This window comes from Streptomyces sp. NPDC001020, from assembly GCF_053599115.1.
On sequence record NZ_JBSFLQ010000014.1, the window covers coordinates 148016 to 169365 of the forward strand.

The 21350-nt window shown below is 70.6% G+C and carries 22 protein-coding genes and 1 pseudogene; 4 read left to right on the top strand and 19 right to left on the bottom strand.

The features are described 5' to 3' along the window. The first annotated feature begins 80 nt into the window (after positions 1 to 80). On the top strand, positions 81 to 788 hold the full coding sequence (locus ACWDEX_RS16190) for an ester cyclase (protein WP_450464026.1): 708 nt from the start codon (positions 81 to 83) through the stop codon (positions 786 to 788). A 63-nt stretch (positions 789 to 851) separates the two neighbouring features. On the opposite strand, the gene groL is transcribed toward ACWDEX_RS16190, so the two are convergent. From groL to ACWDEX_RS16210, 4 genes are all read right to left on the bottom strand, one after another. Beyond that, positions 852 to 2477, bottom strand: a complete 1626-nt coding sequence (groL, locus tag ACWDEX_RS16195; protein ID WP_450464027.1) for a chaperonin GroEL — start codon at positions 2475 to 2477, stop codon at positions 852 to 854. Positions 2478 to 2629: 152 nt separating this feature from the next. After that, positions 2630 to 2938, bottom strand: coding sequence for a co-chaperone GroES (gene groES / locus ACWDEX_RS16200; RefSeq protein WP_009190181.1), 309 nt, complete (start codon positions 2936 to 2938; stop codon positions 2630 to 2632). Positions 2939 to 3214: 276 nt separating this feature from the next. Beyond that, positions 3215 to 4051 carry a polysaccharide deacetylase family protein gene (locus ACWDEX_RS16205; RefSeq protein WP_450464029.1) on the bottom strand — a complete coding sequence of 279 codons (837 nt, stop codon included), beginning with the start codon at positions 4049 to 4051 and terminating at the stop codon, positions 3215 to 3217. Next, the gene (locus ACWDEX_RS16210) at positions 4048 to 4911 is read right to left on the bottom strand and encodes a polysaccharide deacetylase family protein (RefSeq protein ID WP_450464031.1); all 864 of its coding nucleotides are present in this window, start codon (positions 4909 to 4911) and stop codon (positions 4048 to 4050) included. Before ACWDEX_RS16210 ends, ACWDEX_RS16205 begins: the two co-directional genes overlap by 4 nt. A gap of 193 nt (positions 4912 to 5104) precedes the next feature. Between ACWDEX_RS16210 and ACWDEX_RS16215 the strand changes: the two genes are divergently transcribed. Beyond that, entirely contained in the window at positions 5105 to 6289 is a 1185-nt protein-coding gene (locus ACWDEX_RS16215; RefSeq protein WP_450464033.1) for a THUMP-like domain-containing protein, read from the top strand. A 21-nt stretch (positions 6290 to 6310) separates the two neighbouring features. Here the strand turns inward: ACWDEX_RS16215 and ACWDEX_RS16220 are convergent, their stop codons facing one another. From ACWDEX_RS16220 to tsaB, 4 genes are read right to left on the bottom strand one after another with little or no spacing between them, the layout of a single operon-like run. After that, entirely contained in the window at positions 6311 to 6568 is a 258-nt protein-coding gene (locus ACWDEX_RS16220; RefSeq protein WP_450464034.1) for a hypothetical protein, read from the bottom strand. Then, positions 6565 to 7662 (bottom strand): tRNA (adenosine(37)-N6)-threonylcarbamoyltransferase complex transferase subunit TsaD, encoded by a 1098-nt coding sequence (gene tsaD, locus ACWDEX_RS16225; RefSeq protein ID WP_450464035.1) that lies wholly within the window; start codon positions 7660 to 7662, stop codon positions 6565 to 6567. Before tsaD ends, ACWDEX_RS16220 begins: the two co-directional genes overlap by 4 nt. Then, positions 7655 to 8185 carry a ribosomal protein S18-alanine N-acetyltransferase gene (rimI, locus tag ACWDEX_RS16230; RefSeq protein WP_450464036.1) on the bottom strand — a complete coding sequence of 177 codons (531 nt, stop codon included), beginning with the start codon at positions 8183 to 8185 and terminating at the stop codon, positions 7655 to 7657. Before rimI ends, tsaD begins: the two co-directional genes overlap by 8 nt. Beyond that, on the bottom strand, positions 8182 to 8835 hold the full coding sequence (tsaB, locus tag ACWDEX_RS16235) for a tRNA (adenosine(37)-N6)-threonylcarbamoyltransferase complex dimerization subunit type 1 TsaB (protein WP_450464037.1): 654 nt from the start codon (positions 8833 to 8835) through the stop codon (positions 8182 to 8184). Before tsaB ends, rimI begins: the two co-directional genes overlap by 4 nt. Before the next feature lie 190 nt (positions 8836 to 9025). Here tsaB and ACWDEX_RS16240 point away from each other — a divergent pair, with 190 nt between their 5' ends. Next, positions 9026 to 9583, top strand: coding sequence for a hypothetical protein (locus ACWDEX_RS16240; protein WP_450464039.1), 558 nt, complete (start codon positions 9026 to 9028; stop codon positions 9581 to 9583). Positions 9584 to 9591: 8 nt separating this feature from the next. On the opposite strand, the gene ACWDEX_RS16245 is transcribed toward ACWDEX_RS16240, so the two are convergent. From ACWDEX_RS16245 to ACWDEX_RS16295, 11 genes and pseudogenes are all read right to left on the bottom strand, one after another. After that, a complete protein-coding gene (locus ACWDEX_RS16245) occupies positions 9592 to 9774 on the bottom strand; it encodes a hypothetical protein (RefSeq protein WP_450464041.1) in 183 nt (60 codons plus the stop codon). A gap of 200 nt (positions 9775 to 9974) precedes the next feature. Continuing rightward, on the bottom strand, positions 9975 to 10499 hold the full coding sequence (tsaE, locus tag ACWDEX_RS16250; protein WP_450464042.1) for a tRNA (adenosine(37)-N6)-threonylcarbamoyltransferase complex ATPase subunit type 1 TsaE: 525 nt from the start codon (positions 10497 to 10499) through the stop codon (positions 9975 to 9977). Between the two features lie 88 nt (positions 10500 to 10587). After that, positions 10588 to 11805 carry an alpha/beta fold hydrolase gene (locus tag ACWDEX_RS16255; RefSeq protein ID WP_450464043.1) on the bottom strand — a complete coding sequence of 406 codons (1218 nt, stop codon included), beginning with the start codon at positions 11803 to 11805 and terminating at the stop codon, positions 10588 to 10590. A gap of 67 nt (positions 11806 to 11872) precedes the next feature. Beyond that, positions 11873 to 13036 carry an alanine racemase gene (alr, locus tag ACWDEX_RS16260; RefSeq protein ID WP_450464045.1) on the bottom strand — a complete coding sequence of 388 codons (1164 nt, stop codon included), beginning with the start codon at positions 13034 to 13036 and terminating at the stop codon, positions 11873 to 11875. A 59-nt stretch (positions 13037 to 13095) separates the two neighbouring features. Then, positions 13096 to 13488 (bottom strand): annotated as a pseudogene (locus ACWDEX_RS16265) (L,D-transpeptidase); the annotation flags it as partial. Between the two features lie 234 nt (positions 13489 to 13722). After that, on the bottom strand, positions 13723 to 15156 hold the full coding sequence (locus ACWDEX_RS16270) for an NAD(P)H-hydrate dehydratase (protein ID WP_450464046.1): 1434 nt from the start codon (positions 15154 to 15156) through the stop codon (positions 13723 to 13725). A 43-nt stretch (positions 15157 to 15199) separates the two neighbouring features. Next, positions 15200 to 15571, bottom strand: coding sequence for a holo-ACP synthase (locus tag ACWDEX_RS16275; RefSeq protein ID WP_450464047.1), 372 nt, complete (start codon positions 15569 to 15571; stop codon positions 15200 to 15202). A gap of 54 nt (positions 15572 to 15625) precedes the next feature. Beyond that, complete coding sequence (locus ACWDEX_RS16280) at positions 15626 to 16579, bottom strand: hypothetical protein (RefSeq protein ID WP_450464064.1); 954 nt, start codon at positions 16577 to 16579, stop codon at positions 15626 to 15628. A 222-nt stretch (positions 16580 to 16801) separates the two neighbouring features. Next, the gene (locus ACWDEX_RS16285) at positions 16802 to 17014 is read right to left on the bottom strand and encodes a DUF4287 domain-containing protein (RefSeq protein ID WP_450464048.1); all 213 of its coding nucleotides are present in this window, start codon (positions 17012 to 17014) and stop codon (positions 16802 to 16804) included. Between the two features lie 234 nt (positions 17015 to 17248). Further along, entirely contained in the window at positions 17249 to 19096 is a 1848-nt protein-coding gene (gene glmS / locus ACWDEX_RS16290) for a glutamine--fructose-6-phosphate transaminase (isomerizing) (RefSeq protein WP_450464049.1), read from the bottom strand. Positions 19097 to 19196: 100 nt separating this feature from the next. Further along, on the bottom strand, positions 19197 to 19982 hold the full coding sequence (locus ACWDEX_RS16295; protein ID WP_450464051.1) for a hypothetical protein: 786 nt from the start codon (positions 19980 to 19982) through the stop codon (positions 19197 to 19199). 228 nt (positions 19983 to 20210) lie between these two features. Here ACWDEX_RS16295 and coaA point away from each other — a divergent pair, with 228 nt between their 5' ends. Continuing rightward, entirely contained in the window at positions 20211 to 21179 is a 969-nt protein-coding gene (gene coaA, locus ACWDEX_RS16300; RefSeq protein ID WP_450464052.1) for a type I pantothenate kinase, read from the top strand. Positions 21180 to 21350 lie beyond the last annotated feature (171 nt).

Consider the following 21350-nt stretch of genomic DNA (forward strand, 5'->3'; position numbering starts at 1 on the left):
TCGGCAGAACGGGTGACGCCGCCCCTCGGGTGGGAAAATGACCGTATCCACCCGGATCAAGGGGGGCCGGAGGCGGCGTCATGACATTTGTGCGGCTCATCGACTGCAAGACCAGACGGTTCGACGAGATGAACCGGATCATGGACGCATGGGTCGAGCAGACCAGGGGCAGACGGACCGCGACGCACAGCGTGGTCGGCAAGGACCGCTCCGATGCCTCGCACTTCGTCGAGATCGTGGAGTTCCCCTCGTACGAGGAGGCGATGCGCAACGCGCACCTTCCCGAGACCGAGAAGATCTTCCGGGAGATGGTCGCCCTGTGCGACGAGATGCCCACGTTCACGGATCTGGACGTGGTGCGCGACGAGCAGCTCTACACGGCGAACGTCCGGCGGTTCTTCGGGACGCTGACGAGCGGGGGTGAACTCCCGCCGCTCAACGACCTCCTCACGGAGGACTGCCACAGCCACGATCCCGTCAACGCCCAGGACACCATCGGGCTGGACGCGCTCCGGCGCGAGTACGACGTGTGGCGCAGCGCCTTCGACTCCACGTTCACGCTCGACGACGTGATCGCCGAGGGCGACCGGGTCTGCGCGCTGTGGACCTGGAACGCCACCCACAAAGGCGAGTTCCTGGGGATCGAGCCCACCGGCAGGGACGTCACGATGAGCGGGATGACCCTGTTCCGGTTCAGCGAGGACGGGAAGATCGCCGAGATGTGGTGGCAGCACGACCAACTGGGGCTGATGGAGCAGCTGGGCGCGCTCGACGCTCTGGAGAGGTGAACAACGCGAAGGTCCGGCACCCCACGCGGGGGTGCCGGACCTCAGTACTGCTTACGGCTTACGTCAGTGAGCGTGACCGTGGCCGTGACCGGCGGTGGCCGGCTCCTCTTCTTCCTTCTTCTCGACGACCAGGGTCTCGGTCGTCAGCAGCAGGGAGGCGATGGAGGCGGCGTTCTCCAGGGCGGAGCGGGTGACCTTGACCGGGTCGATGACGCCGGCCTTGACCAGGTCGCCGTACTCGCCGGTGGCGGCGTTGTAGCCGTTGCCCTTGTCCAGCTCGGCGACCTTGGAGGCGATGACGTAGCCCTCCAGGCCCGCGTTCTCGGCGATCCAGCGCAGCGGCTCGACGACCGCGCGGCGGACGATGGCGACACCGGTGGCCTCGTCGCCCTGCTTGCCGAGGCCGTCCGCCAGCACCTTGGAGGCGTGGACCAGCGCGGAGCCACCACCGGAGACGATGCCCTCCTCGACCGCGGCGCGGGTCGCGGAGATGGCGTCCTCCAGACGGTGCTTCTTCTCCTTCAGCTCCACCTCGGTGGCGGCGCCGACCTTGATCACGCACACGCCGCCGGCCAGCTTCGCGAGGCGCTCCTGGAGCTTCTCGCGGTCCCAGTCGGAGTCGGTGGCCTCGATCTCGGCCTTGATCTGGGCGACGCGGCCGACGACGTCCTCGGACTTGCCGCCACCGTCGACGATGGTGGTGTCGTCCTTGGTGACCGTCACGCGGCGGGCGCTGCCCAGGACCTCCAGGCCGACCTGGTCGAGCTTGAGGCCGACCTCCTCGGAGATGACCGTGGCGCCGGTGAGGACCGCCATGTCCTGCAGCATCGCCTTACGGCGGTCGCCGAAGCCGGGGGCCTTGACGGCGACGGCGTTGAAGGTGCCGCGGATCTTGTTCACGACGAGGGTGGAGAGAGCCTCGCCCTCGACGTCCTCGGCGATGATCAGCAGCGGCTTGGAGGAGCCCGCCTGGATGACCTTCTCCAGCAGCGGGAGCAGGTCCTGGATGGAGGAGACCTTGCCCTGGTTGATCAGGATGTACGGGTCGTCGAGGACGGCCTCCATGCGCTCCTGGTCCGTCACGAAGTACGGCGACAGGTAGCCCTTGTCGAAGGCCATGCCCTCGGTGAAGTCCAGCTCCAGACCGAAGGTGTTGGACTCCTCGACGGTGATGACACCGTCCTTGCCGACCTTGTCCATCGCCTCGGCGATCAGCTCGCCGACCTGCTGGTCCTGGGCGGACAGCGCGGCGACGGCGGCGATGTCGGACTTCTCGTCGATCGGGCGGGCGGTGGCCAGCAGGTCGTCGGAGACGGCCTTGACGGCGGCGTCGATGCCCTTCTTCAGGGCGGCCGGGGAGGCACCCGCGGCGACGTTCCTCAGGCCCTCGCGCACCAGCGCCTGGGCGAGCACGGTGGCGGTGGTCGTACCGTCACCCGCGATGTCGTTGGTCTTGGTCGCCACCTCCTTCACCAGCTGGGCGCCGAGGTTCTCGTACGGGTCCTCGACCTCGACCTCACGGGCGATGGTGACGCCGTCGTTGGTGATGGTCGGAGCGCCGAACTTCTTGTCGATGACGACGTTGCGGCCCTTCGGGCCGATCGTCACCTTGACCGTGTCGGCAAGCTTGTTGACGCCGCGCTCGAGGGCGCGACGGGCGTCCTCGTCGAACTTCAGGATCTTCGCCATGGAGCGTTTCAGTCCTCTCGTTGCGATCCTCGGCTGCCCTCCCGGAGCAGCCGCCGATCGCGGTGAAAAACGAACTGCGCCCCTGGCGCCCGGCTTTTCAACGGTCGCGGGGGCCGGGGGCGCAGCTCAAAGCAGGAGTGCTTCGGGGTGAATTACTTCTCGATGATCGCGAGGACGTCGCGAGCCGAGAGAACGAGGTACTCCTCGTTGTTGTACTTCACCTCGGTGCCGCCGTACTTGCTGTAGAGCACGACATCGCCGACCTTGACGTCGAGCGGAAGGCGGTTGCCGTCCTCGAAGCGGCCCGGGCCCACGGCGAGGACGACGCCCTCCTGGGGCTTCTCCTTCGCAGTGTCCGGGATGACCAGGCCAGAGGCCGTGGTCTGCTCGGCGTCCAGCGGCTGGACCACGATGCGGTCCTCGAGCGGCTTGATGGCAACCTTGGAGCTGGCGGTCGTCACGATCCGACCTCCCCCTTCGGAGATCTCGCGGGGTTAACTGTCTGAGGTGGCGACCAGGTCGATCCGTCGTCGCGGGTGCCGGACCTGCCCGTCGCTGTGTTGGCACTCACCAGTGGCGAGTGCCAGAGCCGAGACTATGACCGCGATTAGCACTCGGTCAAGCGGAGTGCCAATTGCGTGCGGTGCGGCGCCGGAGCTTGCGCCTCCTGTCCCGCTCTATCGGCCCAAAAGGCCTCGTCCTCAAGCCGGCATGAGCCCGCCAAGTTCAAGGACGTTCTAGAGGTAGTCCTCCAAGCGCCCCACCGAGAACCCGCTCGCCTGGATGCGACGCAGGAGGCGGGCCGTCTCCGTGGTCAAGGACGCGGGGGGACGGCTCTCCTCCTCATGGGGCCGGACATGGGGCCGGAGGATGTCGCCAGGGTGGAGGGGCGCGCCCCCCTCGTACGGCTCGGGGTCTCTGCCCGGCATCCGGCGCCACAGGATCAGGGCCGTGATGCCGCAGTCCGCCGCCGCCTGGAACGTCGTGCGGTCGTATGAGCCGTACGGCGGGCGCAGCAGCCGGGAATGCAGGCCCAGACGGGCCCTGAGCCGCTCCTGCTGGCCGCAGATCTCGGTGCGCTGCTCCCCGTAGGACAGCCCGCGCAGCTCGGCGTGGTTCAGGGTGAGGTTCTCGATGCCCGCACCGGCCGCCCGCAGCCGTGCGGCGCTCGCGTACCCCGGCCCGACGGCACTGTCCGCGAGGAACACACTGACCGGCAGCCGCAGTTCACGGACCATGTCGATGAACCCGGGGTCCTTCTCGGCATCCGCGCCGTACGTCAGGAAGACGACCTTGTCGCGAGTCGGCACACGGTCGAGGACGGGCGGCAGGCCCGCTCCGGCCAGGTCCTCGCCGCGCTCCGGGGAGCGGACCGGCCGGGGCGCGGGCGCAAGCGGGGCGGCGAGCCCCCAGCGGCGGTACGTCCCCTCGTACGGCCCGTGCGACCTGCCCACCTTCTGGGCGGCCTTCTTGCCCAGCCGTTCGAACGGGTCGACGGACTGGGCGCAGCCGGACAGGACCGCCACGGCGAGCGCCCCGGCGAGCAGTGCCCGCACCTGCCGCCGCGCCCTCACAGGTAGTCCTCCAGTCGCGCCACCGCGTACCCGTCGTCGGTGACCTTCTTCAGGAACCGGCGGATCAGGTCGGGCATCGAACTGTTCCAGTCCGACGTGCCGCGGAAGTGGGTCAGGACGATGTCGCCGGGGTGCAGGCTGCGGTCCCAGTCCCGGTACTCCCAGTGGTCGGGGTAGACCTCCTCGTTCCAGATCGGGACGTACTTGATGCCGCAGGACTTGGCGGCACGCAGGGTGTCCCTGTTGTAGTTGCCGTACGGCGGCCGGAAGGCCGTCGGGCGCCTGCCGAACTGCTCCTTCATCAGGTCCTGCATGCCGCAGATCTCGTTCCTCTGTTCCTCGTAGGAAAGCCCGGGAAGGTAGGGGTGGTGCAGTGTCTGGTTGTTCAGCGTGACGCCGAGGTCGCGCATCGTTCGGAAGTAGTCGTACTCGTCGTCGATCCGGTCGTCGTTGAGGAACGCCGTGTACGGGACCTTCAGGTCGCTCATCATCCGCAGGAAATCCGGGTCCTTGTCGGCACTGTCGTCGACGGTGAGGAAGACGACCTTGTCCTTGGTGGGGACGGTGGTGAAGACCGGGGGCAGGCCGCCGCCGTCATGAACCTCGAAACCCTTGCGGAAGGTGATGGCCGGCTTCTTCGCCGGGGGCGACGCGACCCGTGGCACCTTCGCCAGCCCCCAGTGCGTGGCAGCCGCCGCGCGATCGGGATACGAGGAGCGGAGCCTGCCGGCGTATCCGTCGAGGCCATGGTCCGGCGTCACCTTCAGCGGGCCGTACGCGCCCTGTGCGCCGTCGTCGGAGCAGCCGGTCGCGAGGGCGGCGAGCGCCAGGACGATGAGGGTCGCACGCGCCACGGACATCGCGCCGATGCGCGGTGCAAGCTTCTCTGCGCCCGTTGAACCCCGCACACGCCCCGGTGGGCGCTTCGCACGCTTTTCATAATTTTGTCGTACGAGCCGCATGGTGTCGGATCTTTCCAGCCGCCTGCGGCCGCGGCGGGCCGACACCGCGGACCGGGCGCACGCCATCCACCGACTGGCCGACAATGGCCTCGTGAACGACCTCTCCTTCGCTTCCTTGCTCACCCCCGAGGGCCGTGCCCTCCTCGACGAGGTGCGCGGCACCGCTCCGGCCCAGGAGCTGGCCGTCGCGACCCGGCTGCGCCGCGAGCACCCCGCCGAGCTGGTCTCGGCAGCTCTCGCACAGGCGCGGCTGCGCGAGCGGGCGGCTGCGAAGTTCGGGGCCGAGGACGCGGGACGGATGTTCTTCACGCCGAACGGCGTCGAGCAGTCCACCAGGACCACGGTCGCCACCTACCGGGCACAGCGGCTGCGGGCCCTCGGCGTGTCCCGCGTCGCCGACCTGTGCTGCGGCATCGGCGGTGACGCGATCGCGCTCGCCCGGGCCGGGATCCGGGTCCTGGCCGTGGACCGCGACCCGCTGACCGCGGCGGCGGCACGCGCGAACGCCGAGGCACTGGGCCTGTCCGCGCTGATCGAGGTACGCGAGGCCGATGTCACGGACGTGGACGTGTCCACGTCCGACGCCGTCTTCGTCGATCCGGCGCGGCGGGGCGGGCGCGGCCGTGTTTTTGATCCGGAGGCGTACTCGCCCCCGCTGTCCTGGGCCGTGGCCACGGCTCTGAAGGCCCCGTACGCGGCCCTGAAGGTCGCGCCGGGCATCCCGCACGAGGCGGTGCCCGCCGAGGCGGAGGCCGAGTGGATCTCGGACGGCGGGGACGTGAAGGAAGCGGTGCTGTGGTTCGGCACGGAACCGGGGCTCGTCCGCGCCACCCTGCTGCCCGGTCCGCGCGTGCTGCGGGGTCGCGGCCTGCCGGATCCGCCGGTGCGTCCGCTCGGCCGCTATCTCTACGAACCCGACGGCGCCGCGATCCGCGCGCATCTGGTGGCGGAGGTGGCCGAGGAACTGGACGGCGGACTGATCGACGGGACGATCGCGTACGTGACGGCGGACGAGCTGCGCGCCTGCCCGTACGCCACCGCCTACGAGATCACCGATCAACTCCCCTTCAACGTCAAGAAGTTGAAGGCGCTGCTGCGGGAGCGGGAAGTCGGGATCCTGACCGTGAAGAAGCGCGGGTCGGCGGTGGAGCCGGAGGAACTGCGCAAGAAGGCCCTGCCCAAGCCGCAGGGCCCGAACGCGGTGACCGTGTTCCTGACGCGGGTGGCCGGGGCGCCGACGATGCTGCTGGGCCGGCCCGCCGTTGCCGGTGCCTGACGCCCGGCCCCGGCGGGGAGATCAGTCGCCCGACACCGACTCGAACCGCCACCGGTGTACCGCCCGGGTCACCAACTCCCCTGGTGGGTCGGAGAGTTCGGGGAGGTCGGCGGCGTAGTCCGCGTCCCACCAGGTGATGACGAGAACGCGGTCCTGTGGCGCCCGGAAGGTCTCGCGGCGCAGGGGCCGCGACGACAGTTCCTGGGCCCGCGCCCAGGCCAGTAGTTCCTCGCCCCGTCCGGCGGCCGCTCGCGCCTCCCACATCAGTGCGACCGTCACGAGTACAGGTTCTCCTTGCTGACCTCGTGGACGTGGTCGTGGGAGTGCCCGTTCCCGGGCACGTGCGGGTCCGTCACCGGCAGCGACGAGTCCGCCGACAGGTCCCAGTCCGACGCGGCCCGATTGCGGGCCACCATCTCGGCGCCCAGTGCCGCGACCATCGCGCCGTTGTCCGTGCACAGCTTGGGCCGCGGCACCCGCAGCCGGATGCCGGCCGCCTCGCAGCGCTCCTGGGCGAGCACCCGCAGCCGGGAGTTGGCCGCGACGCCACCGCCGATCATCAGATGGTCGACACCCTCGTCCTTGCAGGCCCGTACGGCCTTGCGGGTCAGCACGTCGACCACCGCCTCCTGGAAGGAGGCCGCCACGTCACGTACCGGCACCTCCTCCCCCGCCGCACGCTTCGCCTCGATCCAACGGGCCACGGCCGTCTTCAGACCGGAGAAGGAGAAGTCGTACGCCGCATCGCGCGGCCCGGTCAGACCGCGCGGGAAGGCGATCGCGTCCGGGTCTCCCTCCTTCGCGTACCTGTCGATGACCGGGCCGCCCGGGAAGCCGAGGTTCAGCACGCGCGCAATCTTGTCGAAGGCCTCGCCCGCCGCGTCGTCGATGGTCGCGCCCATCGGACGTACGTCGGAGGTGATGTCGGTGGACAGCAGCAGGGAGGAGTGCCCGCCACTCACCAGCAGCGCCATCGTGGGTTCCGGCAGCGCGCCGTGCTCCAGTTGGTCCACGCAGATGTGGGACGCGAGGTGGTTGACGCCGTACAGCGGCTTGCCCAGCGCGTACGCGTACGCCTTCGCCGCCGAGACGCCGACCAGCAGGGCGCCGGCCAGACCGGGCCCGGCGGTGACCGCGATGCCGTCCAGATCCCTCGCGCTCACCCCCGCTTCCTTCAGCGCCCGGTCGATGGTCGGCACCATGGCCTCGAGGTGCGCCCGGGAGGCGACCTCGGGCACCACACCGCCGAAGCGCGCATGCTCGTCGACGCTGGACGCGACGGCGTCCGCGAGGAGGGTGGTGCCGCGGACGATGCCGACTCCGGTCTCGTCACAGGAGGTCTCGATCCCCAGGACCAGGGGTTCGTCAGCCATTGCTCTCGGTTCCTTGTACTGATGTCGATTCCGCGGCGGAGCCGCTGTCGGATGCTGTGGTCAGGCGCATCACCAGGGCATCCACGTTCCCCGGCTGGTAGTAGCCGCGCCTGAACCCGATGGGCTCGAAGCCGAAGCGCTCGTACAGCTTCTGAGCGCGCTCGTTGTCGACCCGGACCTCGAGCATCACCTCGGCGCACTCGAACGCCGTCGCCGCCTGCAGCAGTTCGGTCAGCAGCCGCCTGCCGAGCCCCGTGCCCCACTGGTCGCGGGCGACGGCGATGGTCTGGATGTCACCCAGGTCGCCCTGGACGGCCAGGCCCGCGTAGCCGACGACCCGCTCGCCGTCGACAGCCAGGACGTACCGCCGGGTCGCCTCCGGGCCACGGGAGTGCGCCAGCTCGGACCAGAACATGCCCCGCGACCAGGCGTCCTCGGGGAAGAGGTCCTTCTCCAGCGCCAGTACGGGGTCGATGTCCCACCAGCGCATCTCGCGCAGTACGGGCGTCACGGGCGCGGTCACTTGGGGGTGACCACCTTGTAGTTCTTGGGCACCTGCGCGTCGGGGCGACGCAGGTACAGCGGCCGGGGCGCGGGCAGTTCCTCGCCGGCCGCCAGTCTCTCCGCCGCCAGGGACGCGAGCGCGGCCGCCGAGACGTGCTCGGGCTCCCGTGGCTGCGGGAAGGTATCCGGGTACAGGAGCGCGCCGGCACCCACGGCGGGCAGGCCCGCGACCGTCTCCGCAATCTCAGCGGGCCGGTCGACCGCGGGCTCGGTGACCCGGGTGCGGGCGTCGTCGTACCGCGCCCAGTAGACCTCCTTGCGGCGCGCGTCCGTGGCCACGACGAAGGGCTCGTCGAGTCCGGAGGCGTACGCGAGGGCGTCAAGGGTGCACAGTCCGTACACGGGCACGCCGAGGGCGAGCCCGAAGGTGTCGGCGGTCATCAGGCCGACACGCAGCCCGGTGTACGGGCCGGGGCCCACGCCCACGACAACGGCCGTGACGGCGTCGAGCCGTGTTCCCGCCTCGGCGAGGACCCGGTCGACGGCGGGCAACAGGAGTTCCCCGTGCCGGCGCGCGTCCACCTGGCTCGACGAGGTGACGACGGAGGCGCCGTCGTGCAGGGCGACGGTGACGGCGGGGGTGGCGGTATCCAGAGCGAGCAAGAGCACGCAAACAGCCTACGGCGCCCGCGCCCGGCATACGGCCGCCCCGGTCTGGTAGGCACCTGCTGCTACCGTCACAGCGAAGATGTACGGCGATCCGTAGGTGAATCGGTACGTCGTACGAGACGCATACAGCTACGAGTACGTCCGCGTGCGGCGACGAGTCCGTCCGCCCGGGCCGAGAGGTGGGGCACAGGTGGCAAGGAGCAGCTCGGGAATCGTGGCCGGGCTCACCGCGGCGGCCGTCGCCGCGGTCGGATTCCTCGCCTACCAGGCGTCGGCGCACGTGCCCGACTCGCTGGACGAACCACAGGTGAAAACGTCGCCGAAGGCCACCGCCCCGAAGCCGCCCACGGACAAGAAGAACCCGGCGGCGCTGCCCGGCGGCTCGGGCACGGGCGAGCGGGTCGTGTACTCGCTCGACGACGACCGGGTGTGGCTGGTGGACGCGGACAACAAGGTCCGGCGCACGTTCAAGGTCACGCCGGGGACGGTGGATCCGCAGCCGGGCACATACGGGGTGACCTCCCGGAACCCTGGGCCCCGGGCCGGCTCGGACGGTGTGCAGATCGAGCACATCGTGGTGTTCACGACACAGCCGGGTGTCGTGTTCGGCTTCAGCGCGGCGGTCGACGGCTCGACGGCGGCGCCCGACGCCTCGAAGAAGCTGGGCGGGATCCGCGAGTCACGGGCGGACGGCGCGGCGATGTGGGAGTTCGCCACGTCCGAGCAGAAGGTCGTCGTCGTCCGGTAGCCCCGCGGTCATGCGGCCCTGCGGTGCTCCTCGGTCGCGGCGGCGGTCCGGGGTGCCACGGGTGCGGGGTCCTTCGGCGGTGTCGAGATCACCTTGGCCGCGGCACACGCCGCCAGCAGCTCCCGCATCGGCACTCCGGCCGCTCCGGCCGCCACGCGAGGGCGCGCCTCGTCTCGCTCTGAAGCCGGCATGGACGCCTCCTGGAGTCGCGGGGGCCGGCGCAGTTAGGTACACCTAACCACGGACTGACATCCATGTGACCACGCCCGGCACCTGCGACGCAACATCTTGCCGACGAGTTGTCGGAACGTTCGGCCGAAGATACGAAGCCCCCACCAGCAGGAACCTGGCGGTACGCCCAGGGGGCATCGAGCAGGACGCGGCTCGGCGCTCAGGCCGACAGCACGCCCAGGTCCACCGTCGCCCAGCGCGGTCCGAAGCCCGTGAACGTGACGTGGCGCACCTCGTCCGTCGTGTCTCCGACCGCCCGGTGGATGATCACGTGGAGCCGGTCGTCCGTCAGGTCCTCGACCTTGCCTTCGCCCCACTCCACGACGACCACGGACTCCGGCAGCGAGACGTCGAGGTCGAGGTCCTCCATCTCGTCGAGCCCGCCGCCCAGGCGGTAGGCGTCCACGTGGACCAGCGGCGGGCCGTCCCCCAGGGACGGGTGCACACGGGCGATCACGAAGGTCGGCGAGGTGACCGCACCCCGCACCCCGAGCCCTTCGCCGAGCCCGCGGGTCAGTGTGGTCTTACCGGCGCCCAGTTCGCCGTTCAGCATCACGAGGTCGCCGGCACGCAGCAGCTTGGCGAGTCGGCGTCCCAGCTCCTGCATCTGTTCGGGGGAGGTGATGGTGAGCCGGACGGTGACGCCGTCGGGCGCCGGGGTGTGCGGTGTTGCGAGTTCTTCCATCGTCACTCACTCGGAGTCGTACGCTTGTCACGCCCCGCGAGGGGCCGGTTCGGACTGGACCGCAGCCAAAGGCTGGAAGCCGTCTCCCTCAGGAGAAGGCGGAGTCACAACCACCCACGGTAGCCGTGGTCGGCACCGCCCCCGTACGGGCGAGCAGATCGGCGAGGCGGTCTATCACGACCTCCGGGTGTTCCAGCATGACGAGATGCCCCGCATCGGGCACGAGCACCAGTTCGGCATCGGGCAGCAGACCGGCGATCGCCTCGCTGTGCTCGCTCGGCGTGACCAGGTCCTGGACCCCGGCCAGCACGAGAACCGGCAGGTCGGCGAAGCGGGCGAGCGCGGTCGTCTTGTCGTGGTCGTTGAACGCCGGGTAGAACTCGGCGACCACGTCGATCGGTGTGCCCTCGATCATCCGCTCGGCGAACCGGACGACGGCCGGATCGATGTCCCGCAACGCGAACGAGTACCGCTTGATGAGCCCCGCGAACAGGTCCGCGGTGGCCCGGCGCCCCTTCTCCACCAGTGCGACCTGCTGTCCCAGCGCCTTCAGCACTCCGGGCAGGATGCGCCGCACGGCGTTGACACCTGCCATGGGCAGCCCGAAATTGACCTCGCCGAGCCGCCCGGAGGAGGTACCGACGAGGGCGACGCCGACGACCCGCTCGCGGATCAGGTCGGGGAACTGGTCGGCCAGCGCCATGACCGTCATGCCGCCCATGGAGTGCCCGACGAGCACGATCGGCCCCTCGGGCGCGGCCGCGTCGATCACGGCCTTGAGGTCGCGCCCGAGCTGGTCGATGGAGACGGGCGTGCCCTCGGCCTGCGCCATCCCGCGACCGGAGCGGCCGTGGCTGCGCTGGTCCCAGTGCACCGTCCGGACGACGCCGCGCAGCGCGGCCCGCTGGAAGTGCCAGGAGTCCTGGTTGAGGCAGTAGCCGTGGCTGAAGACGACGGTGACCGGTGCCGGGTCCTTACGGCCGAAGAGCCGGCGGCGGCGCGGTGCGGACCCGCCTTCCGGCTCGACCTCGTCCACCTCGTAGTACAACTCGGTCCCGTCGTCCGCGTACGCCTTGCCCGGGGTGCCGCGCACCGCCCCGTACGGACCCGCCGAGTCGAGGGCGAGCCGCGCCCTCCTGCGCATGCCGCGGCCGACGGTCAGCCGCTCGAGGGCGACACCGGCCGCGGCGCCCGCCGCGACCACGCCTATCGCCGCGCCGGCGACACCGGCGACGCGCCAGTTCCCGGCGGCGGATGCGGCTGCGCCCGCGACGGCCTCCACGGCCTCCGCGCTGCTCTCGCTCACGTCCCGCTCCTCCTTGCCGAGGGCCTGCTCGCTCCGCCGTCGACCTGCCCAGATTCACTCGTACGGCTTAGCCCTCTGATCCCGCATCCACCTTCACGTAGACGCGCGGGACGCGGGCACTGATCCGGGTCACGATTTCGTATGCAATGGTCCCGGCGGCCTGCGCCCAGTCCTCGGCGGTGGGCTCGCCGCGATCGCCGGAACCGAAGAGGATCGCCTCCGTGCCCGGCTGAAGCTCGTCGCCGCCCAGGTCCACCACGAACTGGTCCATGGCGATCCGGCCCGCGACCGTGCGTGGCTTGCCGCCCACCAGGACCGGGCCGGCGCCCGAGGCGTGGCGCGGGATGCCGTCGCCATAGCCGACGGGGACCAGGCCGAGGGTGGTGCTGCCGGGGGTGGTGTACAGGTGCCCGTAGCTGACGCCGTGGCCGCCGGGGACCTGCTTCACCAGGGCCAGCGAGGCCTTCAGCGTCATCACCGGGCGCAGTCCGAGATCGGCCGAGGTGCCGAGTTCGGGGCTCGGCGAGATGCCGTACATCGCGATGCCCGTGCGGACGAGATCGAAATGGGCCTCGGGCAGGGTGAGCGTGGCGGGCGAGTTGGCGATGTGGCGCACCTCCGGTCGTACGCCCTGCCCCTCGGCGTACGCCACCATCTCGCGGAAGCAGGTGAGCTGGGCCTCGATGGAGGGATGGCCGGGCTCGTCGGCGCAGGCGAAGTGCGACCACAGGCCGACGATGTCGACCAGGCCGTCCGCCTGGGCCCGCAGGGCCTCGGCGACGAGTTCGGGCCAGTCCCCGGGCTGGCATCCACTGCGTCCCAGGCCGGTGTCGGCCTTGAGGTGGACGCGGGCGGGCGCACCGGCGGCGGCCGCCGCCTCGCGCACCTCCTCCAGAGCCCACAGCCCGCTCACGGACACGTCGACATCGGCCTCGATCGCCTGTTGCCAGGGGCCGCCGGGCGTCCAGAGCCAGCACATGACGCGCCCCGGAAGACCGGCCGCGCGCAGGGCCAGGGCCTCCTCGGGCGTGGCCGTGCCGAGCCACTGCGCACCGGCTTCGAGGGCGGCACGGGCGCACGGCACCGCGCCATGGCCGTACGCGTCCGCCTTGACGACGGCCATCAGGGCCGCGCCCGGCGTGCGGGCGCGCAGGGCCCGTACGTTCGCTCGAAGGGCCGCCAGATCGATCTCGGCGCGGACACGGAGGGGTGCTGTCTCAGAACTTGTCATGGCACCCCAGTGTCTCAAAGGGCCCAGGCGGCGCTCCGGCGCCGGGGCCCGCTCATGGTTCAGGTGCCGGGCCTGCGCCCCCACACGTACACGCGGTCGCCCACTTTCAGCACGTCCCACAGCTTGCGGGCGTCGTCGGGGCGCAGGTTCACACAGCCCCAGGAACCCTCCCCGCTGAGAATGTCGTCGTCCACGGCGTGGAAGGCCTGGCCGCCGCTGAAGAACTGGCTGTACGGCATAGGGGTGTCGTAGATCGACGACCAGTGGTCCTTGTGCTTCCAGAAGATCTTGTGCCACCCGACGCGGGTCCGGTACCCCGCCGCTCCGGTACGGGCCGGCACCGGCCCGTAGATCACCTTCTTCCCCTTCTGCACCCAGGTGAGCTGGCGCGTCAGGTCGATGCACGCGACACGGTAGGACCGCACGGGACACTTCTTCGCGGCATTGGGGTCGGCGGCCGGAAGCGGGTCCGGGGAAGCTGCGGCGGCGGTGGCTGCGGGCAGGGCGGTGACAATGGCGAGGAGGACCGCTGCACCGCGGCGCGCCATGCGTGTACTGACCATGTGATCAGATAAACGTGATGGGGCGGTGGGGCAGGGACGCCGCGCTCGCAGGTCACCCGTACGCAGCCGTCGCCCCCACGGCCGCCGGAGGTCGCACCCCGCGGCCGCCGCCCCGACTGCCGTTCAGCCGCGTACGTCCCGCCAGGCCTCGGGAATCGCGTTCGCCACGTCGTGCGCCCCCGCGGGCGCGCCGTCCGCCGCGTACCGGCCCGCGAGCCCGTGCAGGTACGCCGCCGCGCTCCCGGCGTCCTGTGCCGACAGGCCGGCCGCGAGCAGCGAGCCGGACAGCCCGGACAGCACGTCCCCGCTCCCGGCGGTCGCCAGCCACGGTGTGCCCGTCGCGTTCACCCGCACCGGCCCGCCCCCAGGGTCCGCCACCAGTGTGGTCGAGCCCTTGAGCAGCACGGTCGCGCCGTACCGGGCCGCCAGTTCCCGTACCGCCGTGAGCCGGGCGCCCTCGACCTCTTCACGCGACACACCGAGCAGGGCGGCGGCCTCCCCGGCGTGCGGGGTCATCAGTGTGGGCGCCGAGCGGCCGCGCACGGCGTCCTGGTCGGCCAGTCGCAGCCCGTCCGCGTCGACGAGCACGGGCACGTCGGCCCGCAGCACCTCCGCCACGGCCTGTGCGTCGTCCCCGGCGCCCGGCCCCACGACCCAGGCCTGCACGCGCCCGGCCTTCCTGGGCCCCCGGTCGGAGACGAGGGTCTCCGGGAAACGGGCGATCACCGCGCTCCCGGCGGGTCCCACGTATCGCACGGCCCCGGCCCCGCCCCGCAGCGCCCCCGCCACGGCGAGCACGGCTGCCCCGGGATAGCGCGCGGACCCGGCGGCGATCCCGACCACCCCGCGCCGGTACTTGTCGCTCTCCGCGGCCGGCAGCGGCAGCATCGCCGCCACGTCCGCGTGCTGCAGCGCCTCCAGCTCGGCATCCTCGGGCAGGTCGAGCCCGATGTCGACGAGGCGTACGGTCCCGGCGTACTCGCGTGCCGGATCGACGAGCAGTGCCGGCTTGTGCGTACCGAAGGTCACAGTGAGGTCCGCCCGTACGGCATCCCCCCGTACCTCCCCGCTGTCGGCCTCCACGCCGCTCGGCAGGTCCACGGCGACGACGGCCGCACGCGACCGCGCGGCGAGCAGGGCGAGCCGTGCGGCGTCCGGCCGCAGCCCGCCCTTGCCGCCGATCCCTACGATTCCGTCGACGACCAGGTCGGCCCGCCGGATCACCGCGTCGGCGGCACCCGCGGGCTCCACGACCGTGCCCCCGGCCCTCCGCAGGGCCGCGAGCCCGCCCTTGTGGGTCCGCTCGGGTGTGAGCAGCACCGCCGTCACCCCGGCTCCGCGCCGGGCCAGTCGCACCCCGGCGTACAGGGCGTCACCACCGTTGTCCCCGCTGCCTACCAGCAGCACGACGCGGCTGCCGTACACCCGGCCCAGCAACTGGGCGCAGGCCGCGGCCAGTCCGGCGGCGGCGCGCTGCATCAGCGCCCCCTCCGGAAGTCGTGCCATGAGCGCACGCTCGGCCGCCCTCACCGTCTCCACGCTGTACGCAGTACGCATACCGTCGAGTCTCCCGCACCGGCGTCGGGAGGTGGCGGAGGCGCTACCCCTCTGCGACGACCACCGCCGACGCCACACCCGCGTCATGACTGAGTGACACGTGCCAGGACTGTACGCCGAGTTCGGCGGCGCGGGCCGCGACCGTGCCCGTCACGCGCAGCCGCGGCTGCCCGCTGTCCTCGACGTACACCTCGGCGTCCGTCCAGTGCAGCCCCGACGGCGCGCCCAGCGCCTTGGCCACCGCTTCCTTGGCCGCGAACCGCGCGGCCAGCGAGGCGATACCACGCCGCTCCCCGCTCGGCAGCAGCAACTCACGCTCCAGGAAGAGCCGTTCGACAAGCCCGGGGGTGCGCTCCAGCGCGGCCCGGAACCGGTCGATTTCGGCCACGTCGATACCGACTCCGATGATGCTCATCAGGGCACTCTACGATCCGCCCGGCGACCGGGGGCTCGACTCGTCAGCCAACGCTCAGGCGTCTTCGGCACTGGCCGCCGGAGCCTCGGCCCCCTCGGTGAACAGATCCTCGGCCGTCGTGACCGTCAGGGAGCGGTCGAACCAGAGGGCGAGGATGTCGAGGTCGGTGCACGAGGTGATGCGCTCCCGTGTGGCCTCAGCGACGGGGATGCCGCGGTTCTCCAGGACACGCAAGGTCAGGGAGGCACGGTCTTCGGCCTTACCCTCTGCCCTGCCCTCTGCCCTGCCCTCTGCCCTGCCCTCTGCCTTGCCTTCTGCCTTGCCTTCCAGGTAGGCAGTTTCGCGGACCGTCCCCCGACCAGGGAAGTAGCTGACGAACGACATGATTTCCCTCAATTTCTGTCCGGCCGGGGTGTCCCCCAGGCTGATTTCGAGAAAGTCGATGAAGTAGTCGGCGGTCTCGGGGTCCGTTCCCCGAAGCTCCACAAGAGCGGCTGTGATTGCCTCAATTATGGCGCCGGACTCTGCGCTGCGGGCATGTGCCAGGGCGGAGAGCACCGCCAGCGCGAGGTTCTTCGCCGCGGTTCTGACGTCGATGATCACCGGCAGGTTGTCCGGCCCGGCCACCAGCGGATACGTCCGCTGAGCCGTCCATCCGCGCGTGCCGCAGTCGAAAGGGCCGGCCGCCCATTTGGCCGTGGCCCCGTCCTGGCAGACGACGAGCAGCAGGACGGGCAGGCCAAACCTCGCCTGGAGGTAGGCGACATAGTACGCCCAACTCGACGCCTTGGCAGGATTCTTGCCCGACTGTGACTCAATGGCGAGCAGGAAGTCCTCGCCGTCGGACGGGCCGATACGCAGCACAGTGTCCACGCGGCGCTCCAGCGGCCGGGTTTCCGTCACGTCCGTGGTGACGGCGTCCACGGTCGCCTTCCCGGATAACGGGACGCCCAGCACCTCGAACACAGGGGCCAGGATCTCGGGTCGCTCCTGGAAGATGCGATGCATGCCCTCGTGGGCCGATGTGACCATGTGCGCAACCTTGGGAGATCAAGGGGTGCGCTGTCCGGGTGATCGCGATGCGTTCACCCCTTCGAGCGGCGAAAAAACGTTCAGGCCGCTGCGGTCGGCTCGCACCACACGTGATGTGCAAGGTAGGCAGTTCTGTGCCATGGCTGCCGTGCCCCAACGCCCCTTCTCTCGCGGCCCGCTGGCATACGGCCGCCAATCTCACTTGCCGCTGCCCTCAGCAAGGGTGTGCGCCACCAGGGCATTGGCGTGGCCGTGCCCCAGGCCGTGCTCGGACTTGAGCCAGGTGACCAGCTCCATGTGCTTGGTCAGCGGCGAGGAGCGGATGAGGTCCTTCCACTCGGCGATCGGACGGCCGTACTTCTTCTCGATGGAGGGGAAGTAGCTGGCGGGGCCCTTGGCGGGTGCGGTCATGGTGGATGGCCCTTCCTGCGTCTGCGTCTATGCCGTCGTCGGTACGGCGTACGGTGACAAGACCAGCGCGGGTACGGAAATTCATCGGTCGGGCGGCGACGAGTTCAGGTCGCACGACCTTGCCCCGGTCGCCCTCCCGCGCCGGCGGCTGCCGCGCCGGCGGCTGCCGCCCGCAGATGACCCGGCGGCTGCCCCGGCTCCCGGGTCCGGCGCGGCCCCACGCCCGAGTACGCCCTACTCCACCGTCACGGACTTGGCCAAGTTCCGCGGCTGATCGACCTCGTTGCCCCGGGCCGTCGCCAGTTCGCAGGCGAAGACCTGCAGCGGCACCGTCGCCACCAGCGGCTGGAGCAGGGTCGGGGTCGCCGGGATGCGGATCAGGTGGTCGGCGTAGGGGACCACCGCCTCGTCGTCCTCCTCCGCGATCACGATCGTGCGGGCGCCGCGCGCCCGGATCTCCTGGATGTTCGAGACGATCTTGTCGTGCAGGACCGAGCGTCCGCGTGGCGAAGGCACCACGACCACGACCGGCAGGTCCTCCTCGATCAGCGCGATCGGCCCGTGCTTCAGCTCGCCCGCCGCGAAGCCCTCGGCGTGCATGTACGCCAGTTCCTTGAGCTTCAAGGCGCCTTCCAGCGCCACCGGGTAGCCCACGTGCCGGCCAAGGAACAGCACCGTGTTCTTGCCGGCGAGCGAGCGCGCCAGTTCCCGTACCGGCTCCATGGTCTCGAGGACCCGCTCGACCTCGTGGGAGATCTTCGACAGGTCGCGGATGACGGCCCCGATCTCGTCACCCCACTTCGTGCCGCGCACCTGCCCCAGGTAAAGGGCCACCAGGTAGCAGGCGACGAGCTGCGTCAGAAACGCCTTCGTCGAGGCGACCGCGACCTCCGGGCCGGCGTGCGTGTAGAGCACGGCGTCCGACTCGCGGGGGATCGTGGAACCGTTGGTGTTGCAGATCGCCAGCACCTTGGAGCCCTGCTCACGGGCGTGCCGAAGCGCCATCAGCGTGTCCATGGTCTCGCCGGACTGGGAGATGGCGACGACCAGCGTGCGCGGGTCGAGGATCGGATCGCGGTAGCGAAACTCGCTGGCCAGCTCGACCTCGCACGGGATCCGCGTCCAGTGCTCGATGGCGTACTTGGCGATGAGCCCGGCGTGGAAGGCGGTTCCGCACGCCACGATCACCACCTTGTCGACCTCGCGCAGTTCGGCGGCGGAGATCCTCAGCTCGTCCAGGCACAGCGAACCGGCCGCGTCGATCCGGCCGAGGAGGGTGTCGGCGACCGCCTTGGGCTGCTCGGCGATCTCCTTGAGCATGAAGTAGTCGTAGCCGCCCTTCTCGGCGGCCGAGACGTCCCAGTCGACGTGGAATGTGCGTACGTCGGCGGGCCGTCCGTCGAAGCCGGTGACCGTCACCCCGTCCCGGCGCAGCTCCACCACCTGGTCCTGGCCCAGTTCGATCGCGGAACGCGTGTGGGCGATGAACGCCGCCACGTCCGAGGCGAGGAACGCCTCACCCTCCCCGACCCCGACCACGAGCGGCGAGTTCCGGCGCGCGCCGACGACCACGTCCGGCGCATCCGAGTGCACCGCGACCAGCGTGAACGCGCCCTCCAGCCGCCCGCACACCAGCCGCATCGCCTCCGCGAGGTCCGCGGTCACGGAGAACTCCTCGGCAAGCAGGTGCGCGACCACCTCGGTGTCCGTCTCGGAGCCGAGGGTATGGCCCCGCTCCTCCAGCTCGGCCCGCAGGACCGCGAAGTTCTCGATGATCCCGTTGTGGACAACGGCGACACGGCCCGCGTTGTCCAGGTGCGGATGCGCGTTGGCGTCGGTCGGAGCGCCGTGGGTCGCCCACCGGGTGTGTCCGATGCCTGTGGTGCCGGTGGGCAGCGGCCGGTCCGCCAGTTCCTTCTCCAGGTTGACCAGCTTCCCGGCCTTCTTGGCCGCGGCCAGGCCCCCGTCCGCGAGCACGGCCACGCCCGCGGAGTCATAACCCCGGTACTCCAGCCGCTTCAGTCCCGCCACGACCACGTCGAGCGCCGACTGCGGCCCCACGTATCCCACGATTCCGCACATGTGCCGCAGCCTACGGTCAGCGCGACGCCCCGACCTCCCGGAACGTGCCCGAAATCGGAAATTCCCACCGGGGTACGAGGGGCCGAAGAAGCCGTCCGGATCAGCCGAGCTTGGCGAGCTGGGCGTCGACGATCTCCGTCGGGAAGGGGAAGTCCTTGCCGGTGGCGACGGAGGCGAGGTTGGCGACGGGGATGTAGGCGACGGTGGCACCCTTGCGGACCACGACGGCCTTCATCGGCGCCTTCGTGCCCTCGGCATCCACCGTCAGGGTCAGGGCCAGCGCCTCGTCGGCACCGCCGGGCTCCTGGGTCGTCGCCACCTTCACGACCTTCGTCTTCGTACCGTCCGCGGTGGAGGAGTAACCGCCGGCGCACTTCTGAGCGGCCGTCTTCAGGTCCTTCATCGCCTGCTCGGCGCCGCCGTCCGCGTAGGTGGCGAGCGTCTCGACGGCCTTCGCCCGGTTGATGCCCGCCACCAGCTTCTCCTCGGCACTGGCACCGGCCGCGGTCTTCTCGGCATCGCCCAGCCAGACACGCTTCACCGTGGCCGCGGGCTTGCCGACATAGCTGCCGGCCTGGAGGTACGCGAGCGGCGCGCAGGCCGCGTCGTCCGCCTTCACCTTGTCCTGTGTGATCTCGTCCTGCGCCGGGACCTTGCTGAGCACCTTGCCGCTCTTGACGTCCGCCTGGGTGAGCGCGGCCTTCTCCAGCTCCGCGGCGCTCAGCGCCTTGGCGGGAGCGGCGGAGACGGTCTTGTCCGGCTTGGCGGTCTTCCCGTCGTCGCCCTTGCTCTTGCCATCGGAGGATCCGCCACAGGCCGTGGCGAGCAGTGCGAGGGCGGCGGCGGAGGCGGCGAAAGCGGCACGGCGAACGGCGGTGGATCTCATGAAACGAGGCTCTCTCTACTCTTGCCTGCGGTCCCCCCGCACGCTTTGCACGCACTTTACGCACAACCCGACATACGGACGATCATGGATTCACCACCCGGTATCCGACCGTGACGGCCACGTGATCTCCCTCCGGACGCCGCCCGCCGAAGCCGTGCGTGACGCAGCCCACGCAACGTCCCGCTCGAACTCCGTTAACAATGGACTGTGATCTCTCCGGTCTCCTCGATGCCCCGGAGCGCCCACCGGTCCCGGCCGGAGGCGACTCCCTACGTCGACCTCACCCGTGCCGAGTGGAGCGCGCTGCGCGACAAGACGCCGCTGCCGCTGACCGCCGAGGAGGTCGAGAAGCTGCGCGGTCTGGGTGATGTCATCGACCTCGACGAGGTACGGGACATCTATCTGCCGCTGTCCCGGCTGCTCAACCTGTACGTGAAGGCCACGGACGGCCTCAGGGGTGCCCTGAACACCTTCCTCGGCGAGAAGGGTTCCCAGTCCGGCACGCCGTTCGTCATAGGCGTGGCGGGCTCGGTGGCGGTCGGTAAATCGACCGTCGCCCGCCTCCTCCAGGCCCTCCTGTCCCGCTGGCCGGAACACCCGCACGTGGAACTGGTCACCACGGACGGCTTCCTGCTGCCCACCGAGGAACTGCAGTCCCGCGGCCTGATGTCCCGCAAGGGTTTCCCCGAGTCCTACGACCGCCGCGCCCTGACCCGCTTCGTCGCCGACATCAAGGCCGGCAAGGACGAGGTGACGGCCCCCGTCTACTCGCACCTGATCTACGACATCGTCCCCGGGCACAGGCTCACGGTCCGCCGCCCGGACATCCTCATCGTCGAGGGCCTGAACGTGCTTCAGCCCGCCCTCCCCGGCAAGGACGGCCGCACCCGCGTCGCCCTCGCGGACTACTTCGACTTCAGCGTGTACGTCGATGCCCGCCCCGAGGACATCGAACGCTGGTACCTCAACCGGTTCAGGAAGCTCCGTCAGACCGCCTTCCAGGACCCGTCGTCGTACTTCCGCAAGTACACCCAGGTCTCCGAGGAGGAGGCGCTCGACTACGCCCGTACGACCTGGCGGACCATCAACAAGCCCAATCTGCTGGAGAACGTGGCCCCGACACGCGGCCGCGCCACCCTGGTGCTGCGCAAGGGTCCGGACCACAAGGTCCAGCGGCTGAGACTGCGCAAGCTGTAGGGCAACCCGAACCACTCGGCACGCTCACCCCCGCGAGGTGAGCGTGCCGAAGAGTGAAGAGTGGAACGGAACGGACCTAGGGCGTGTTTCGAAAGTCCCGTCGTCCGCCCGAAGGGCGGGCCCCGCGGCGTCTGGTGCGGTGCCTCGCAAGGCGGAGGGTCGCCCGCGTAC

Excerpts from the sequence above, each read along its gene's own strand:
- tsaD (WP_450464035.1), bottom strand. The coding sequence starts at position 7,662 with ATGGCTGACGAACCCCTGGTCCTGGGGATCGAGACCTCCTGTGACGAG.
- tsaE (WP_450464042.1), bottom strand. The coding sequence starts at position 10,499 with ATGGAAGAACTCGCAACACCGCACACCCCGGCGCCCGACGGCGTCACC.
- ACWDEX_RS16210 (WP_450464031.1), bottom strand. The coding sequence starts at position 4,911 with ATGTCCGTGGCGCGTGCGACCCTCATCGTCCTGGCGCTCGCCGCCCTC.
- ACWDEX_RS16245 (WP_450464041.1), bottom strand. The coding sequence starts at position 9,774 with ATGCCGGCTTCAGAGCGAGACGAGGCGCGCCCTCGCGTGGCGGCCGGA.
- ACWDEX_RS16275 (WP_450464047.1), bottom strand. The coding sequence starts at position 15,571 with ATGAGCATCATCGGAGTCGGTATCGACGTGGCCGAAATCGACCGGTTC.
- ACWDEX_RS16190 (WP_450464026.1), top strand. The coding sequence starts at position 81 with ATGACATTTGTGCGGCTCATCGACTGCAAGACCAGACGGTTCGACGAG.
- coaA (WP_450464052.1), top strand. The coding sequence starts at position 20,211 with ATGCCCCGGAGCGCCCACCGGTCCCGGCCGGAGGCGACTCCCTACGTC.
- alr (WP_450464045.1), bottom strand. The coding sequence starts at position 13,036 with ATGACAAGTTCTGAGACAGCACCCCTCCGTGTCCGCGCCGAGATCGAT.
- ACWDEX_RS16270 (WP_450464046.1), bottom strand. The coding sequence starts at position 15,156 with ATGCGTACTGCGTACAGCGTGGAGACGGTGAGGGCGGCCGAGCGTGCG.
- ACWDEX_RS16285 (WP_450464048.1), bottom strand. The coding sequence starts at position 17,014 with ATGACCGCACCCGCCAAGGGCCCCGCCAGCTACTTCCCCTCCATCGAG.
- groL (WP_450464027.1), bottom strand. The coding sequence starts at position 2,477 with ATGGCGAAGATCCTGAAGTTCGACGAGGACGCCCGTCGCGCCCTCGAG.
- ACWDEX_RS16295 (WP_450464051.1), bottom strand. The coding sequence starts at position 19,982 with ATGAGATCCACCGCCGTTCGCCGTGCCGCTTTCGCCGCCTCCGCCGCC.
- glmS (WP_450464049.1), bottom strand. The coding sequence starts at position 19,096 with ATGTGCGGAATCGTGGGATACGTGGGGCCGCAGTCGGCGCTCGACGTG.
- ACWDEX_RS16280 (WP_450464064.1), bottom strand. The coding sequence starts at position 16,579 with ATGCATCGCATCTTCCAGGAGCGACCCGAGATCCTGGCCCCTGTGTTC.